The organism is Peribacillus sp. BM1 (genome assembly GCF_056679975.1).
Window position 1 is genome coordinate 3,199,254 of sequence record NZ_CM155259.1, and the last position, 17,849, is coordinate 3,217,102.

Here is a 17,849-nt window from a genome sequence, read left to right on the forward strand (position 1 = left end):
CAAGATTTAATCTTACAGAAAGAGTAATAAACACTAAGTGTGGTTTTTCAATCATGTATTTGGCTTGGTTAATTTTTAATTCAATTCAATTATTTGTATATTTCAAATGTTAGTTTGTAAATCACTTGTTCTTTTCCTTCTGATGTTTTAAAGTAAATGGATATATATACAAGTCAGAGGTGAGGTAATGGGTTTGCGGCTTTTCCGCTATTTTATTTTTTTTCTAGGCTTAACATTATTTGGATTGGGGAATGCGATTGCGGTCAATGTCAAGTTTCTCGGCTTGCACCCATGGGAAGTACTTAATGTTGCCATGTTTCAACGGTTCGGCTTGACGATTGGAACGTGGAATGTAATTTGTGGTCTTATGCTGGTACTTGTTGTTTTTCTTGTTGATAGAAGATATATTAGTGTCGGTACATTTTTTAATGCATTACTTATTGGACCAATCATGGATTTCTTCTTATGGCTTGATATTCTTCCCCATGCAACTGAGTATTTGTGGTTGAATCTGCTAATTCTAGTGTCTGGTGTTACAATCACCGGAATTGGTGGGGGGATGTATGTAGCTTGCAGGTTTGGAGCAGGCCCGCGGGATGGATTTATGCTTTCGGTGTCTGATAAAACTGGCTTGTCGGTAAGTCGTGCAAGGATTGTTGTAGAAACTTTAGTTTTGATTATTGGGTTTATTCTAGGTGGACCAGTGTTTGTAATGACATTTATTTATACGTTTATTCAAAGTCCTGTATTTCAGTATTCAATGAAAACAATTCGCACATTTATTGATACCTTAGATAAAAAACAGAAAGAACAAGTTGACCTACCTTTTTAAATATGAAAAAACAGCCTTTAAGGCTGTTTTTTCATATTTAATGGGGATGGAAAACCAAAAGTGTATCAACACATCCCTCTCTTTCCATATGGCCAATCTTTCTTTTACTTTGCCAATTCGACTTCTGCTACTAATGTAAATAAGAAATGGTATATAAGTTGGAGTGCTTTCTCAATAGATAGTGACTCTTTAAAACCTGACAAATGATTTAATGAAAAATTCAGATCCCACATACCTTCTCCTTGGTTGAATAATAAATCAAAAGACTTGGAATCACCAAGATGTTTTTCCAATAAATTTTTAATTACTGGACCCATTTTTTTCTGTTGCTTTAAACCAAGCATTACATCGTATGTACCAAAAACATCATCAAGTTCAAGTGAAACGGATTCAACCCCAATGAGATCGAACGAAGCGGAATCAACATACATAAATTCATTCCGATTTATTTTCAGATAATCAATAGTTTGATTTAAAAAAGAATGGTTTTCTTCTGCAATGAGATCTTCTGTTTCTTTATCGCTTCTTTCAATATAAACATCATTAAAACGCAAATCAGCATTCTTCTCTTCTACTTGAATTATATTTGGATCAATTAATTGATGTGTTTTAGCATACTCTTTTTCTTCCTTGTATAATTCAATCTTCTTTGTATCACCCTTGCTTAATTCTGCCGCTATATATTGTTCTAATTTGTTTTTTATCAAAATGGTAATCCTCCTCGTATCGCTGTAACCTTGCAACTGATTATACAATACTTTACACGAGAAACGGAATGATTTTCGACTCAAACTGTAGGATTCCAACTAATAGGTATATAATAATATTGAATTTGTAAAAAAAGGATGGTTTATATGCAAAGATTTATAATTGTTGGAGCTGGAATTCTAGGTGCATCGACCGCTTATCAACTGGTAAAAATGGGTGCGGAAGTAATCATTGTCGATCGCAAAGATCGTGGTCAAGCAACAGATGCGGCTGCAGGAATTGTTTGTCCTTGGCTATCGCAACGCCGCAATCAAGCATGGTATCAGCTCGCGAAGTCAGGAGCGCGTTTCTATCCTGAATTAATTGACGACCTAACAAAAGACGGTGAAACAGAAACCGGTTATGCACGCGTTGGAGCTATTAGTATACATAAGGATGAAGAAAAAATTAATGCCATGGAAAAACGTGCATTAACAAGAAAAGAGGATGCACCAGAAATCGGCGAAGTCATTAAACTGTCTGAAATTGAAACAAATCATCGTTTTCCTCCGCTATCTGAGGAATATGCTTCTCTACATGTCAGTGGAGCGGCTCGAGTAGATGGACGTTCACTTCGAGATTCATTACTTCGGGCGGCAAAAAAAAATGGAGCGCAACTTATTTCTGGAGATGCTGTTCTTCAATTTGAAGGAAAGCAAGTTATTGGAGTTCAAGTAAATGGTGAGAATATGGTAGCAAATAAAGTGATTGTCTGTGCTGGTGCATGGGCCAATCAATTGTTAGAGCCTCTAGGGATTCGCTTTCAAGTAAGCTTCCAAAAAGCTCAAATTGTTCATTTAGAACTGCCAGAAACAGAAACAAGCGCTTGGCCGGTCGTTATGCCACCGAATGATCAATATATGCTCGCATTTGATAATCAGAAAATTGTGGTGGGTGCTACACATGAAAACACAGTGATGTATGATACGCGCTTGACGGTAAGCGGCTTGAAAGACGTGATGGACAAGGCACTGGATATTGCACCTGGTCTATCGGATAGTACGTTTTTAGAAGCACGGGTCGGTTTTCGTCCGTTTACACCTGGATTCCTTCCAATTATTGGACCGATGCCAGGTTGGGATGGACTAGTAGTCGCAAACGGACTAGGAGCTTCAGGACTGACGATGGGGCCTTATATCGGATTGCAATTGGCCAAGCTCGCACTCGATTTACCATTGGATATTGAATTAGAGCTTTACAATGTGAAGGGTGCAATAGAAGACTGATTTTTTGAACTCAAAAACGAGGTTGTCCCAAAAGGATCTAACCTCACACTCTATAACCGCTTATTATGTCTTTTACACATTATATAAGCGATATCTAGTAGATGTGGGGTCTGATCCTTTGGGACATCCTCGTTCATTGTTTATTTTGCTACAATTTTCAGTTGATTATCTTCTACTATCGCCTTAAAGTTTCGTATTTCAGGTTGTTCAAAAATTAAGTCTGCAATTCCATCTTCCAATTGTTCTTGAATCATTCTGCGAAGAGGTCGAGCCCCGAAAGCTGGATGATATCCAAGATTAACTAGTTTTTCTTTCGCTTCCTCTGTCACTTCTATTGAAAGATCTTGTTCTGAAATGGTTTCATACAGTTCCTGTAACAGTAAGTCGACAATTTGCAATAGATTATCTTTTTTCAGTACTGCGAATTCAATAATGCTGTCGAAACGGTTTAAGAATTCAGGTTTAAAGAAGCTACCGAGTGATTGAAGGATACTTGCTTCCTCAAGAGCAGTACCAGTTCCAAAGCCCATGACATTTCGTGTTTCACTAACACCCGCGTTACTTGTCATGATTATGACTGTATCTTTAAAGTTAACGGTTCGCCCTTGACTATCCGTTAGGCGTCCATCTTCTAAGATTTGTAAAAACATATGCATCACATCAGGATGAGCTTTTTCAATTTCATCAAGAAGAAGGATGCTATACGGTTTACGACGAACTTTTTCGGTCAATTGTCCAGCCTCTTCATGCCCTACATAACCTGGAGGTGAACCAATTAGTTTTGATACACTATGTTTTTCCATGTATTCGCTCATATCTAATCGAATCATCGCATCTTTAGTGCCAAATAACTCGTATGCTAGTGATTTTGATAATTCGGTTTTTCCAACACCAGTAGGTCCTACAAAAAGGAAGGATCCAATCGGACGTGTTTTTGACTTCAATCCAGCACGGCTTCTTCGGATTGCTTTGGCCACTTTTTTCACAGCTTCTTCCTGACCAATGACTTTCTTCGCTAGTTCTTCTTGCAAATGTAACATTTTCTGCTGTTCATCTTCCTGTAATTTGCCGACAGGAATACCGGTTTTTTGCTCAATAATGGCTTGAATGTCCTCTACTGTGACAATTGGTCTCTCCGGATTTTCACTTTGTAGGAGCTTGTCTAATTTTCCTTCCTCGTCACGTAATTTAGCAGCATGCTCATAATTTTCCTCTTTAAGTGCTTGTTCTTTTTCTTGGAAAATTTCTGCCAAACGGGCTTGAATATGCTTTTGATCCTTTGCTTCTATCTTTAAGTTCAATTTTGAACCTGCTTCATCCATTAAATCGATCGCTTTATCTGGAAGAAAACGGTCTTGAATATAACGATGTGATAGCGTAACCGCTACTTTAAGCGCTTCTTCACTGTATTCAACCTCATGATAGTTTTCATAGTTTGGTTTTAGACCTTGTAAAATCGTTATAGCATCAGCAATACTAGGTTCGTTTACAGTTACAGGTTGAAAACGACGTTCAAGAGCTCCATCTTTCTCGATCTTTCGATATTCAGATAGAGTTGTCGCACCGACAAGTTGAAGTTCTCCGCGTGCTAGAGTTGGTTTTAGTATATTACCAGCATCCATAGAGCCTTCTGCAGAGCCTGCACCGACAAGTTGGTGAATTTCATCAATAAATAAGATGACATTTTTTCTATTCTGTAATTCAGAAATTAGCTGTTTCATGCGCTCTTCGAATTGTCCACGTATTCCAGTGTTGGCTACAAGCGAAGCAACATCAAGCATATACACTTCTTTCGTTCGTAATTTTACCGGAACATCCCCTTCTACAATTTTCAAAGCCAATCCTTCTGCAATCGCCGTTTTACCAACTCCTGGTTCCCCGATCAATACAGGGTTGTTCTTATTCCGGCGGTTTAATATTTCAATAACACGTTTCACTTCTTCTTCCCTACCGATGACTGGATCAATAAGACCAGCTTTTGCTGCATCCGTTAAGTTTCGACCATATTCGTCCAGTAATCCTCCACCTTTATGTTCCGTTTGTTTCTTAGCTTGATGATGACCATCTATATGATTTGCGTGTTGATTGAATGCTTTAAAGAAATCTGGGTTGAACGGAGGCATTTCCCCATTCATCGCTGATAATTTACTTGATTCTTTTTTATAACAAGTGGAGCACAATTTCACATCATGCTGCTGACCATTGACAACCATATGAACTTGAATATTAGCTTGTTTATCTTGACAAATTTCACAGTACATACTGTACTCCTCCTTAAATGTTTCGAATTTCAACTTTGACTATCTTTGACCTTATTATACCTTGACCTTCTTTGACTTTCAAGATTTTTGCTTAAATGAATGATTAGATTTGAAAAAAGAACTCTAAAATATTGAGAATTTCTATCACATTTTCATTTCCGTTTCGATATCATTCTACAGCATCCATTTTCTATTCTAGTGTAAATTTTGCCATAAAAAACTGCCCTCCAATTGTTAGATCACATCTAACAATTGGAGGGCAGTTCACGACTAACCTGGTTTTTCCCCTTCCCCTTAATCTAAAAATCGTTCTCTAATTTCTGGAGACGGAATTACACATTGATCTTTTTTTCCGAACCATTTATATCTATTTTTCGCGATAATCTCATATACCCAATCTCTAAGTGGTACAGGAATAAGAATTAATGGGTAAAGAAATTTCCAGCCCCAGCTTAAGTTTTTGGTGATCTTTAGTGCAGCGGTGGACTTTTCATAAGCTCTATTATGTTCTATAAGGACAAAGCTTTCCATGTTTGAATCAAGTTTGTACTTTTTTAACAGATTTTTTCCTATTTCACTTTGGAGTGATGCGAAATTGTAATGCCCTTTCGGATCACGTTTGACGATGAACTGCACACTTTTATCACAAAAATGACATTCTCCATCAAACAAAACGATACTCTTCATCTTCTCACCTTCTATCGCCGACATACGATTTTGTTTTGGATCTAAGAAGTTTCTTTCATTTATCTATTTTTTAAAATTGTTTGAACTATACTGATGTATATTGAGCTTTCTTATTTTTTAACATTAGCGTTTCACTACTCATATTGCAACATATGTGTTTCTGTCTTTAAGTGCGTAAAGTCATTCACTGACCTCATATTATACAAAAAATTGGCGGGGGCAGATGATTATTTTTACGCACGCGTTGGGGTTTGCTTGTCTATACTATTAAGAAAGGCAAATGGATTGGGGGTTTATAGATGAATCGATTCGATTTAACTGGAAAATCAGCTATTATTACAGGGGGTGGTCGCGGTCTTGGATTACAGATTGCGAGTGCCTTAGCTGAAGCTGGTGCCAATATCGTAATTGCCTCCCGCGACATTACCGCGTGTGAGGTTGCCAAAGAAGAGCTTAGTAGAATGGGTGTCAAAGTGCTTGCTTTTCAATGTGATATTACAAAAAAAGCTGATATCGATCATGTCGTGAGTGAAACTGTTGCAAAATTTGGTTCAATCGATATTTTAGTGAACAATAGCGGTACATCATGGGTATCACCTGTGCTTGATCTTAAAGAACATCAATGGAAAAAAGTAATGGACGTTAACGTTACAGGTACTTTCTTATTTTCACAAGCGGTCGCTGCAGTCATGATCAAGCAGCAATCTGGAAAAATTATTAATATAGCCTCTGTAAACGGATTTGGTGGTACTGCTCCTGAATTATTAGACACTATTGCTTATAACACAAGTAAAGGAGCAGTAATTACCTTTACGAAAGACTTAGGTGTCAAACTTGCAAGACATGGGATTCAAGTAAATGCGATTGCACCGGGTTTCTTTCCAACAAAAATCACACAAAAAATTATTGAACAAACAAATGTTGATATTCTCGGGAACATGCCGGCAGGACGTTTCGGCAATCAAGAAGATTTAAAAGGCGCTGCCATATTCCTCGCCTCAAGTGCATCTGATTATGTGATTGGTCATGTATTGGTTGTCGATGGCGGAATTACAGCACTCGTGTAAACTATATGAAAGGAAGATCATGATGGCTAAAAAACGGGATGCTTATGATGAATTGAAGAAGCATGGAACGAATGCAGAACGAAAGATTAATAAGAAAATTCAAGATTCATTGAATAAAAAAGAAATCATCGAGCTTGCAAGTTTATACTCTAATCAAATTGCTCCGCAAATTAAAAGAAACCAAGACAATATAGAAACATTGTCCATCGCTCTTAATTTTCCTACAAAAAGAGATATTGCCAATATCGCTAAAATGACCGTTCAACTCGAAGAAAAACTCGATAAATTAGACGAAACTTTGACTGCCCTTTTTCAAAAAAACACTCCAATTAACCTGGCAAATCATACAACCTCTACTATTGAAAGAAAAAAACGACTAAAAAAGATGTTACAAACTTATCTCACTTCCGGAAATACCCCAAATGAGATGGGGGATTTACGTGGCAAAGCGTAAATCTGATCCAAAAAAATTAACGAAATTGCAAAGTTTCCTAGACATCAGAAATCAAGAAATGCCACAAATAGGGATAACTCCAAGAGTAGCCGTATGGAAAAAAAACAAAGCTACATTATGGCATTATCCAGCTAAGAAAAAACGATATAGTGTACCAATTGTTATCATATATTCTCTAATCAATCAGCCGTATATCCTTGATTTGGGTCCTGGTAATAGTTTGATAGCAGCTTTTGGTAAAGAAGGCTATGACATTTATTTATTAGATTTCGGGATCCCTGGATTTGAAGATGGTAATATTTCGATAGATGAATATATATTGGATTATATTCAAAAAGGGGTACAGCGAGTTCTTAGACATTCTGGTGCAGAGGAAATTTCCTTACTGGGTACTTGTATAGGGGGTACACTGGCTGCCATCTACGCTTCCATTGCAGAAGAACCAGTAAAAAACTTAATCTTATCTGTTACTCCAATCGATTTTGCACCAGTACCCCAATTTGATCAATGGACTGAAGCATTACGTGATGGAAACGTCTCTTTTGATGAAATTTTGGATGTATTTCAAATTGTATCAGCAAAATCCGTTAAGTCAGGTATGCGACTTATGACTTCCCCTGTTTATATTTCTCCTTTGCTGTCTTTATTAAATCGGGCAGATGATGAAGAATATGTGAAAAGATGGCGTCGTTTCAATGCATGGACAAATGATCATATTCCACTAACGGCTGGAGCAGTAAAGCAAATGTCCCAAGATTTCATAATTGGCAACAAATTGATTAAAGGGACACTTAAAATCCGAGAAAAAAAAGCAAAACTAAATAAAATTAAAGCGAATTTATTAGTCATTGCAAGTCAAAATGATCGACTCGTGCCTAAAGCGATGATTGATCCGATTATGGGTGCCGTTTCAAGTCCTGATAAAACATTACATCTATTAGAAAATGGGCATGCCCAAATGCATTATGATGGAACACTTCCTAGTTATTATAAAGATTGGCTACCAGAGCGATCTGGCCCGATTCGTCATTGAAACAAGAGAAGCCAGAATTTTTCTGGCTTCTTTACGCTTTTAGCATCCATTCACACGTCATAAATAATTGATTCCCTTTCAATTCTGCAGAAAGCTTTCCGTTCATATTATTCATGAGGCTTTTAGCGATTGAAAGGCCTAAACCGGTCCCATTCCCTGACCGTGGTTGATCTGCTGTATAAAATCTGTTGAATAATAGACCTACATCCTCTTCATCTAAATGATTTGCTTCATTACTGATTGTCAACATGGCAATTGAATGAATCTTTTCGAGACTAATCGTTACATGACCTGTTGAATGTTTTATAGCGTTTAAGATAAGGTTCTCAATCACCCTTTTTACAGCGGATTCATCAGCCATAATACGAACTTCTTGTTCCGGTAAATGAATGGTTGGCTCTATATCTCGTTTGGTAAACTGGTCATAGAAACCCATCAACACTTCTTGGACCAAGTTATTTAAATTTACGGTTTCTATTCTTAATGGATAATCTATGGATAGATTAGTTCATTTTACAATTTTATTCATAAAAAATTTAATATCTGCTTCTGATCAGAAAAGGCCCATTTCCGCTTTCGAAATGAGCCCTTTCTTACCTATCCTACTTCTTTTTCAGAGAACTGACTGTTGTAAAGATCTGCGTAAAAGCCATTTTCCGCTAATAGTTCTGCATGAGTCCCTTGCTCAATCACTTTCCCTTGATCCATAACTAGAATTAAGTCTGCACCCTTAATTGTTGAAAGACGATGAGCGATAACAAAACTAGTTCGTCCTTCCATCAATCGGTTCATTGCTTGTTGAATAAAGACTTCAGTTCGCGTATCTACGCTCGATGTTGCTTCATCAAGAATCATAATTGGTGGGTCTGCAAGGATCGCTCTTGCGATTGTCAAAAGCTGTTTTTGTCCCTGTGAGATGTTCGAAGCTTCTTCGTTTAAGACTGTCTCGTATCCATCGGGAAGTGTCCGGATAAAGTGATCTGCATGGGATGAACGAGCAGCTGCGAATATTTCGTTGTCTGTTGAACCGCTTTTTCCATAAGCGATATTATCTTTAATCGTACCATTAAATAGCCAAGTATCTTGTAATACCATGCCAAAGGACTTTCGAAGATCGTTTCGAGACATAGTCGTTATATCCAAACCATCAATACTAATCTTCCCACCATTTAGTTCATAAAAGCGCATTAAAAGATTAATCATCGTCGTTTTTCCAGCACCAGTCGGTCCGACGATCGCGACCGTTTGTCCAGGTAAAACATTAATGTTCATATCTTTAATTAATAAGTCTTCGGCATATCCGAAGTCCACATGTTCAAAAGTGACAGCACCTTGCGCTCTCGTTAAATGAGCTGTCGTTCTTTCTTCGATTTCTTCTTTTTCATCAAGTAATTCAAATACACGCTCAGCAGCTGCGACCGTTGATTGAATAATGTTTGCGATATTTGCTGTTTGTGTGATTGGCTGTGTGAACTGACGAGAATAGGTGATAAATGCTTGAATATCACCTATTGAAATCGCACGTTGCGTCACTAAAATTCCACCGACAACACTAATTAAGACATAACTCAGATTTCCGATGAAGAACATTACTGGCATGATAATACCAGATATGAACTGAGCTTTTCGTCCCGCTTCATACAATTCTTCATTTACTGTATTAAATTGGGCACCAGCCTTTTTCTCGTGTCCAAATGCTTTAACGACTTGATGACCAGTATACATTTCTTCAATATGCCCATTTAATTGACCAAGTGTTCGCTGTTGAGTAGCAAAATATTTTTGAGATCTTTTTAATATAGGTCGAATTGCAAAAATAGAAATCGGTAAACTAACAATTGCTATTAAAGTTAAAACAGGACTAATTGACAGCATCATAATGATAATCCCAATAATCGTAACAATTGATGTGATGAACTGCGTCAAACTTTGCTGAAGTGTGCTTCCTACAGTATCAATGTCATTGGTCACACGGCTGAGCGTTTCTCCGTTCGGACGTCCATCAAAATATTTAAGCGGAAGTTTTTCCAGCTTTTTATTGACGTCTTCTCTAAGATCATATACTGTTTTTTGTGCAACACTAGACATAATATACTGCTGTACGTAGTTGAACAGGCTACTTATGACATACAACCCCGCCAATAGTAGAAGAATATGCCCAATTTTATCAAAGTTAATGGACGCTCCTGGTACTCCTTGAAACTTTCTATATGCCCCTTCAAACAATTCTGTAATTGCCGTCCCCATGATTTTCGGGCCAACGATCATAAAGATTGTACTTAAGATTGCAAAAAAGAATACAGCGATTAATTGATTGCGACGCGGTTTTAAATACATTAAGAGACGTCTGAGCGTTCCTTTAAAATCTTTTGCTTTTTGTCCCATCATCATCATATTGCCGCCACCTGGACCATGTCCCATTGGTCCGCCACCTTGAGGTTTTTTATGTTTACTCATGCAATCTCCTCCTCTGAAAGCTGTGACTCGACGATTTCACGATATACATCATTTGTTTGAAGCAACTCTTTATGTGTGCCTATGCCTGCGATGTACCCATTATCTAACACGATAATTTGATCTGCGTCAACGACCGTACTAACACGTTGAGCAACGAGTAACACTGTTGCGTCTTTTGTTTCATTTTTAAGCGCCGCACGAAGATTAGCATCAGTCTTATAATCTAGTGCAGAAAAGCTATCATCAAAAATATAAAGATCAGGTTTTCTGACAAGGGCCCTCGCAATCGCCAGACGTTGTTTTTGTCCACCTGATACGTTCGATCCGCCTTGCTCGACATTTGATTGATAGCCGTCTTTCATTTGCCTAATAAAATCTGCCCCTTGTGCAATCTGAGCTGCGTGTTCAATTTCATCCTGTGTTGCATTTTCTTTACCAAAGCGAATATTATCAGCAATCGTACCTGTAAACAGGACTGCTTTTTGTGGCACAAAACCAATTTTCGAACGAACTTCTTCTTGTGGTACTTCACGTATATCAACACCATTGACGCGAATTGTTCCACTCGATATGTCATAAAAGCGCGGAATCAAATTAACAAGGGTTGATTTCCCTGAACCTGTTCCCCCGATAATTGCGGTAATCTCACCAGGACGTGCGCTAAAACTAATGTTCGATAATGCAGGTTCTTCTGCTCCCGGGTAGCTAAATGTCACTTGATCAAATTCAAGAGTACCATGTTCAAGATCCGCCTTTTTTGTCCCTTCATCTAGAATGACCGGTTTCATGTCAAGTACTTCGTTAATTCGTTTTGCTGATACCGCAGCACGTGGAACCATAATAAACATCATAGATGCCATAAGTAAAGCAAACATAATTTGCATGACATATTGGATATATGCCATCAAATCTCCAATCATCATGCCGCCGTTATCTATACGAATCCCGCCGAACCAAATAATAGCAACAACAGTCAAGTTCATAACGAGCATCATCACAGGCATCATAAACGCCATGATTTTATTTACTTTAATCGAGACATCAGTCAACTCTTTATTCGCTTTATTTAGACGTACTTTCTCTTCTGTTTCACGATTAAAGGCACGAATGACACGAATCCCAGTTAAATTTTCTCGTACAACAAGATTCAACCGATCCAACCGTTTTTGCACCATTTGAAAAAGTGGCATCCCTTTATAGAGAATAAGTAGTACCGAACCAATCAATACAGGCATTGTAACAACAATAACAAGTGATAATTTAGCATCCTTCGATACAGCCATAATGATTCCACCGACTAACATAATCGGTGCACTGACAACCATACGAAGCATCATAATAACCACTTGTTGGACTTGTGTAATATCATTAGTTGTCCGTGTTATTAGTGACGCCGTTCCTATTTCATCAAATTCCTGTAGTGAAAATTGTTCAACTTTATTAAAGACTTTCTGACGAAGATCACGTCCAAGTCCCATCGCAGCTTTTGCCGAATAGTAACTTGCAAAAACAGAGGCAATAGCACCTAGTGCTGCTACTAGCATCATGAATCCACCAATTTTCCAAATATAAGGCGTGTCTCCTACTACGACCCCTTTATCGATAATATCTGCCATTAGTGTAGGTAAAAAGAGGTCAGACATGGATTGAATAAAGATTAGACCGATAACCGCTAATACAATCCACTTATATACAGTTAGATTTTTGAGGATTTTAATCATTTTGTACCCCCTCCTTGTTCTGCTACCTGTGCTTCTAAATAGGTTGTAATTTGAAGATGCGTTTTAAGTAATTCTTCAACCTGCTTTTCAGTTAGCGTTTCAGTAGCAGCTTGGAAAACTTGGTGAATGCCACCTTCTTGCAAATGGATCGTTTTTAAAAAGGTTTCTCCTTTGTCATTTAGCGTTAGTTGCATCTCCCTTCGGTTGCCTTCTACTTGCTGACGACTCAGCCAACCTGCTTGAACAAGTCCATCCACCGCTTGACTAAGTGTGCTTTTCGGAAGAAAGGTTAACTCACCAAGATTCTTTTGTGTCATTTCCTTATGAGGTGCAATGCTCATCAAGACTGAATATTGTGGCACTGATAGTCCATTCTCTATTGCTGTTTTTTGAACAAATCGCATGACGTTTTTTTGCACGTTCCAAAATGATCGCATGACTTGTACTGAACGTATGATTTGTTGATTTTCACTTTCCATTCTTACACCACCAATATCCTTGTATTTATGAACAGTTCATTTTCGAACTATTAAAATTTACTCCTTTTTTTCAGTTAAGTCAATCAGTTTGTTTAAATTAGAGTTGAAAAATTCATTCAGCTAATATATACAGCTAAATAAACTGAAAAGAGCTGTCCCCCTAGTCAGTTTATTTCCCAACTACAGGTACAGCCCTTGTTTTTCTATTAATAAATAGACTATTCTTGGGAGATTAGTTTCTCCGGTTTTACTTCCATTTTCTGATTGTATAATGGCAAAATGAAAAACATGCCGATGATAAACAAAACTGCCGCTAATTCAAAAGTAGCAACCAAAGAAAATTTTTCTTTTACTAGTCCAGCCATACTCATTGTTAATACCATCGAACCAGTAAACAGCGGCATTAAGATTCCGTTGACCCTACCAATATAAGCCCCTTCTGTTCTTTTCAAAATCATCGTATTAATACCAATCTGAATACAAGGTAACATTAACCCATTTACAAATTCGGCTGTTAATGTTAGCCAAAGATTTGTTGATAATCCCATGACCGCTAGACCAATCGCATTCACAAGCATTCCGAAAGTGATTAGTCTCTGAGGAGCGACTGTTTTGGCAAAAATCATGACAACTGCTCCGCCTAATATCATTCCAATCCCATTGACCATAAACAACCATTGAAGGTTTTCCTTCGGTAAGCCTAATTGTTCAGTTACAAGGAAAATTGAAAGTGGCTGAATGAATCCTAACCCAAGACCTGTAGCTAGAAAACATAAACCCAACAGGCTTAATTCCTTCTTATTCAAAACATATTTAACGCCACTCTTCATTTCTTGCCATAATGTTGATCCTCTTTCTTCCTCTTCCAATTTATAATCCTTTGGTAGAAATGCGAGTGCACCAGCTGAAAGTAAAAAGGCTATGCCTGTAATCATAATTGATATCTCTATTCCAAAGGATTGAAAGGTAAACGTCCCAATAACAGGGCCTAATACCATAAATACAGCAAAAATCGTTTGATAGACCGACATTCCAGCCTGAACTTGTTCTTCTGGCAAATGCAATTTAAATAATTTCATTCCGGAAGGCTGCGAAAATTGTGATAGAATCGCCGAGATTAATGTTACAAAAAATACCACTTGCCAAGTTCCAAATAAAAGCGTTAAGAGTACGGCAAATATAGAAATAGCACTTAAAATATCACACCAAACCATTGTTTTTTTCGGATTCCAGCGGTCAGCAAACGTCCCGCCAATAAATGAAAAAATAAAAATAGGAGCGAATTCCGCTACAGAAATCATGGATACCGCAAATGGATCACCATTTGTCTGTTCCATCACAAATAACAGTACCGCAAAATTCCTTACCCAAATTCCTATTTGTAAAAACAACCCCGAAACGATAATAGCCTGAAAAACCCGATTACTAAATAATTTAGGTGACGCGCCCGATGATATGTTATTTTCCAAAATAAAAACCTCCTGTTAAATATCTGGACAGGAGGCAGTACAATACAATGTCAAAATGGCATAATATCCCTAACAGAAGGAACACAATGATCTTATTGGCTTGTATGAAAAATGTACAGACTAATCCTATCCAGAAAAAAAGATCGTATTTCTAACGAATTTTTCTTAAAAATAGGATTAATTGATCATTGTTTCATCGTCACCCTTCTATTTTTTGTTAATTTTATAGTAATTGCTTCACATCGATAAATCAAGACTTAATAAAAATTTTTTTAGTAAAGAATGTAAATAATATTACTCTTATATCCAAATTCTTAAATAGATTTTTTAAAAAACTTTTATGGATAAATAATTAACTTTCATAGCTACTTTATGTTCATTCTTTCAGATGAATAATATTATTCTCCAATAGACCCTCGCTCAATCCCATTCATGTCTAAACCATATGATATTAAAAACGAAAACCTCACACGATTATCTAGGAGGCCATGATGGAACAAATCTCACTAGTTTATAAGTTGGGAACCGCTTTTTTAGGTGGATTGATAAGTTATTTATTCGGCTCGATGACTCCACTTTTGCATATGCTCGTTCTTTTTGTGATTTTAGACTATATATCTGGCGTCCTTGCATCAGCTTATGAAGGGAATCTTTCAAGCTCATTCGGCTTTAAAGGCATACTCAAAAAAATATTCATTTTTATTATCATTGTAATTGCTCATTCACTTGATAAATTTTTTGGCGGTAATATGATTAGAGATGCTGCTCTTTTCTTTTATTTATCGAATGAATTATTGTCCATTATTGAGAATGCAGGTAGATTAAACTTACCGATACCTGATGTCATTAAAAGGGCCATAAAAATTCTTAAAGGAAAATCAGATAATAAATAGAACGTGTTCACTTTTTCTAGATATTCGAATCATCTGATTTCTAGAAATGAGAATTCGTTCTACCATTCAAAATGCTTCTATCTACTCTCAAGTGAGTAAATATGTAATGCAATTGAGTGATGTATATTTGAGTACATGCATTTCCTGAACCTCTCACTACTAAAGTCACGAGTGTTCTCGGCTATTTCATAAATCTCACTTTTTTATGTATCTTTTCAGGTAATATACCTTATTATTTCCCCTTGATTTAAGAGCTTACACCTTAAATATAATCATCACTCTTTCATCCACTAATGCCGAATTTTTGATTATTTTATTATTTCTACTAATCATCCTTATGTCAAATCCCTTTCCACCTTTACATGCTCGTCGATTAAGTTCGTTCTTCTTTCAACAGATTGATAAATACTTCTAACGCTTTTATTTTAAATGATGTTCGCAATACAATTGAGAATTTCCTTTTAAAAGGGGTACCTTTTACTTGAACGATTTTTAATAGGCCCATCGATAATTCTTTTCGAATAGCTAAATGGGACAGGAGGGTAATACCTAGTCCTGATTCAACCGATTCTTTTATCAACTGGGTGCTACCGAATTCCATGATGTCATTTGGATCAATTGACATGGAGTGAAAGACTTTTTCTGTTGCCTCCCTCGTTCCTGATCCTATTTCGCGGACGATCCACCTTTCTTTTTCTAGTTCAGACATTTCCGCTTCACTATCTTGTTGAACTAAACGGTGATGAGAAGAAGCAACTACAAACATCCTATCTTCCGCAAATGCATTAATGGTAAGTTGTGTATTCTTAAAATCTCCTTCGATAATTCCAACATCCAGTTGGTTTCTAAGTACCAATTCTGCTATCTCCTTTGTATTTCCAATCGTAATACTAGGCTTTATGAGAGGATATTGATCGTGTAATCTGGCAACAAAATGTGGAAGAACATATTCCCCAAAAGTATAGCTTGCACCAATTGATAGCTGACCGCTTGCTCGATTGGATAAATCATCAATTAAATCTTGCATTTTCGAATATAGTCCTAATATTTCCTTGGCGTGGTAATAAACAATTTCTCCCGCTTTATTTAGCCGAACATATTTATTACTCCGATCGAGTAACTTTACACCATAAGAACGTTCTAATAATTGGATGTACTGACTTACCGCTGGTTGCGTCATATGTAACTTCTCTGCAGCACGTGAAAAGTTTCCATTTTCCACTACTGTTACAAATACGAGTAAATGTTGATCCATACTCCCCATCCTTCTATAAGAATTACTTATTATTAATATCATAGATAATTATTTTTCTTATCATCAATTATGATTTATCTTATCAATGAGGTACATTTTTTGGAGGTGATGATTTGGAAACAGAAAGAGTAAAAACACATGAACCTATGGAACCAAAACGGAAATCTACAGCCTTACTCTGGATTGGTGGAATTGCGTTCACCTTTTTTATCGCTTTTCTTGGTTTCTTGTTAGCTAAAGTGCCAGGTTTTGATCATGTTGGTCTACTAGCATCGGCGATTGTTATTGCGGTAGTATATCGGCAAGTGTTTAGTTATCCAGAGGTGATCCGACCTGGAATTGCGTTCTCGTCAAAGAGGCTACTACGCTTAGCCATTATTTTGTATGGTTTGAAATTAAATATCAATACGATTATACAAGACGGGATTGGGTTGCTAATTCGTGACGCTTGCGTCATTATTTTTGCAATTCTCTTAACCATTTGGCTTGCCAAATTATTTAAGGCCGATAAAAACATTTCTTTGCTTTTAGGAGTTGGGACCGGCGTTTGCGGTGCTGCCGCCATCGCTGCGATTGCTTCGATTGTCAAAACAAAGGATGAAGATACGGCCATTGGAGTAGGAATTATTGCACTAGTTGGAACCATTTTTGCAATTGTTTACACCATTCTCCGTCCTATTTTACCACTATCAGCTATCGATTACGGGATTTGGTCGGGTATTAGCTTACACGAAATCGCCCACGTTGCCTTAGCTACCGCACCCGGTGGAGAAGATGTGCTTGCAATCGGCTTACTAGCAAAATTAGGCCGTGTGTTCCTGCTCGTTCCGCTATGTTTTATTTTCATGTACTTTATGAAACGGAAAAATCCTGATCAGAATTCACAAGAGGACAAAATTGAATTCCCATGGTTCTTAATCGGATTCATCTTTATGAGTTTTTTCGGGAGCTATGCCCTTGGAAGTTATATCCCAGTTACTGAAGGAGTTCTGAGTGGAGTCTCTAATCTAACTACTTGGTGTTTAACCGCGGCTATGGTAGGTCTAGGCCTAAATGTGAGTCTTCGTGATCTTCGCACAAAAGCGTTAAAACCATTAATTGCAATGTTGATAACCTCAATTTGTCTTAGTGTTTTATCATATTTTCTCGTATGATAACACTTTATTAATAATGAACCCAAATTAGTTGCAAAGATTACTAAACTAAAAGCTAGGAGCCATTTTGTTTTCTCGCAGCATTACATTCATCTAAATATTGATTTCATGGGA

General features: G+C 37.2%; 16 protein-coding genes. 7 read left to right on the plus strand and 9 right to left on the minus strand.

The window, feature by feature from the left end; translation table 11 throughout:
* Positions 1-187: 187 nt before the first annotated feature.
* Positions 188-832: a YczE/YyaS/YitT family protein gene (locus AC1MGI_RS15455; protein WP_480346015.1), complete on the plus strand. Its 645-nt coding sequence runs from the start codon at positions 188-190 to the stop codon at positions 830-832.
* A 104-nt stretch (positions 833-936) separates the two neighbouring features.
* On the opposite strand, the gene AC1MGI_RS15460 is transcribed toward AC1MGI_RS15455, so the two are convergent.
* A complete protein-coding gene (locus tag AC1MGI_RS15460) occupies positions 937-1,539 on the minus strand; it encodes a branched-chain amino acid aminotransferase (RefSeq protein WP_480346016.1) in 603 nt (200 codons plus the stop codon).
* A gap of 147 nt (positions 1,540-1,686) precedes the next feature.
* On the opposite strand from AC1MGI_RS15460, the gene AC1MGI_RS15465 reads away from it, so the two are divergent.
* Positions 1,687-2,805, plus strand: a complete 1,119-nt coding sequence (locus tag AC1MGI_RS15465) for an NAD(P)/FAD-dependent oxidoreductase (protein ID WP_480346017.1) — start codon at positions 1,687-1,689, stop codon at positions 2,803-2,805.
* Between the two features lie 140 nt (positions 2,806-2,945).
* Here AC1MGI_RS15465 and AC1MGI_RS15470 read toward each other — a convergent pair whose 3' ends face one another.
* Together AC1MGI_RS15470 and AC1MGI_RS15475 are read right to left on the minus strand one after the other, a co-directional pair.
* The gene (locus tag AC1MGI_RS15470; RefSeq protein WP_480346019.1) at positions 2,946-5,066 is read right to left on the minus strand and encodes an ATP-dependent Clp protease ATP-binding subunit; all 2,121 of its coding nucleotides are present in this window, start codon (positions 5,064-5,066) and stop codon (positions 2,946-2,948) included.
* 294 nt (positions 5,067-5,360) lie between these two features.
* Positions 5,361-5,753, minus strand: coding sequence for a thiol-disulfide oxidoreductase DCC family protein (locus AC1MGI_RS15475; RefSeq protein WP_480346021.1), 393 nt, complete (start codon positions 5,751-5,753; stop codon positions 5,361-5,363).
* Between the two features lie 299 nt (positions 5,754-6,052).
* On the opposite strand from AC1MGI_RS15475, the gene AC1MGI_RS15480 reads away from it, so the two are divergent.
* The 3 genes from AC1MGI_RS15480 to AC1MGI_RS15490 are packed head-to-tail and all read left to right on the plus strand — an operon-like array spanning position 6,053 to position 8,307.
* Complete coding sequence (locus tag AC1MGI_RS15480; protein ID WP_480346023.1) at positions 6,053-6,820, plus strand: SDR family oxidoreductase; 768 nt, start codon at positions 6,053-6,055, stop codon at positions 6,818-6,820.
* A 19-nt stretch (positions 6,821-6,839) separates the two neighbouring features.
* Positions 6,840-7,274, plus strand: coding sequence for a hypothetical protein (locus AC1MGI_RS15485; RefSeq protein ID WP_480346025.1), 435 nt, complete (start codon positions 6,840-6,842; stop codon positions 7,272-7,274).
* Complete coding sequence (locus AC1MGI_RS15490; protein WP_480346027.1) at positions 7,261-8,307, plus strand: alpha/beta fold hydrolase; 1,047 nt, start codon at positions 7,261-7,263, stop codon at positions 8,305-8,307. Before AC1MGI_RS15485 ends, AC1MGI_RS15490 begins: the two co-directional genes overlap by 14 nt.
* A gap of 31 nt (positions 8,308-8,338) precedes the next feature.
* On the opposite strand, the gene AC1MGI_RS15495 is transcribed toward AC1MGI_RS15490, so the two are convergent.
* The 5 genes from AC1MGI_RS15495 to AC1MGI_RS15515 all read right to left on the minus strand — a co-directional run bounded on the left by AC1MGI_RS15495 (position 8,339) and on the right by AC1MGI_RS15515 (position 14,436).
* On the minus strand, positions 8,339-8,743 hold the full coding sequence (locus tag AC1MGI_RS15495; protein ID WP_480346029.1) for a sensor histidine kinase: 405 nt from the start codon (positions 8,741-8,743) through the stop codon (positions 8,339-8,341).
* Positions 8,744-8,904: 161 nt separating this feature from the next.
* A complete protein-coding gene (locus tag AC1MGI_RS15500) occupies positions 8,905-10,764 on the minus strand; it encodes an ABC transporter ATP-binding protein (protein WP_480346030.1) in 1,860 nt (619 codons plus the stop codon).
* Positions 10,761-12,485: an ABC transporter ATP-binding protein gene (locus AC1MGI_RS15505; protein WP_480346032.1), complete on the minus strand. Its 1,725-nt coding sequence runs from the start codon at positions 12,483-12,485 to the stop codon at positions 10,761-10,763. The genes AC1MGI_RS15500 and AC1MGI_RS15505 overlap by 4 nt, the downstream gene beginning before the upstream one ends.
* Positions 12,482-12,964, minus strand: coding sequence for a MarR family winged helix-turn-helix transcriptional regulator (locus tag AC1MGI_RS15510; protein ID WP_480346034.1), 483 nt, complete (start codon positions 12,962-12,964; stop codon positions 12,482-12,484). The genes AC1MGI_RS15505 and AC1MGI_RS15510 overlap by 4 nt, the downstream gene beginning before the upstream one ends.
* Before the next feature lie 218 nt (positions 12,965-13,182).
* Complete coding sequence (locus tag AC1MGI_RS15515) at positions 13,183-14,436, minus strand: MFS transporter (RefSeq protein WP_480349803.1); 1,254 nt, start codon at positions 14,434-14,436, stop codon at positions 13,183-13,185.
* Positions 14,437-14,921: 485 nt separating this feature from the next.
* On the opposite strand from AC1MGI_RS15515, the gene AC1MGI_RS15520 reads away from it, so the two are divergent.
* Positions 14,922-15,326: a phage holin family protein gene (locus tag AC1MGI_RS15520; protein WP_480346036.1), complete on the plus strand. Its 405-nt coding sequence runs from the start codon at positions 14,922-14,924 to the stop codon at positions 15,324-15,326.
* A 373-nt stretch (positions 15,327-15,699) separates the two neighbouring features.
* On the opposite strand, the gene AC1MGI_RS15525 is transcribed toward AC1MGI_RS15520, so the two are convergent.
* Positions 15,700-16,581, minus strand: a complete 882-nt coding sequence (locus AC1MGI_RS15525) for a LysR family transcriptional regulator (RefSeq protein ID WP_480346038.1) — start codon at positions 16,579-16,581, stop codon at positions 15,700-15,702.
* A gap of 146 nt (positions 16,582-16,727) precedes the next feature.
* Here AC1MGI_RS15525 and AC1MGI_RS15530 point away from each other — a divergent pair, with 146 nt between their 5' ends.
* Positions 16,728-17,735, plus strand: coding sequence for a YeiH family protein (locus tag AC1MGI_RS15530; RefSeq protein ID WP_480349804.1), 1,008 nt, complete (start codon positions 16,728-16,730; stop codon positions 17,733-17,735).
* The last annotated feature ends 114 nt before the right edge of the window (positions 17,736-17,849 follow it).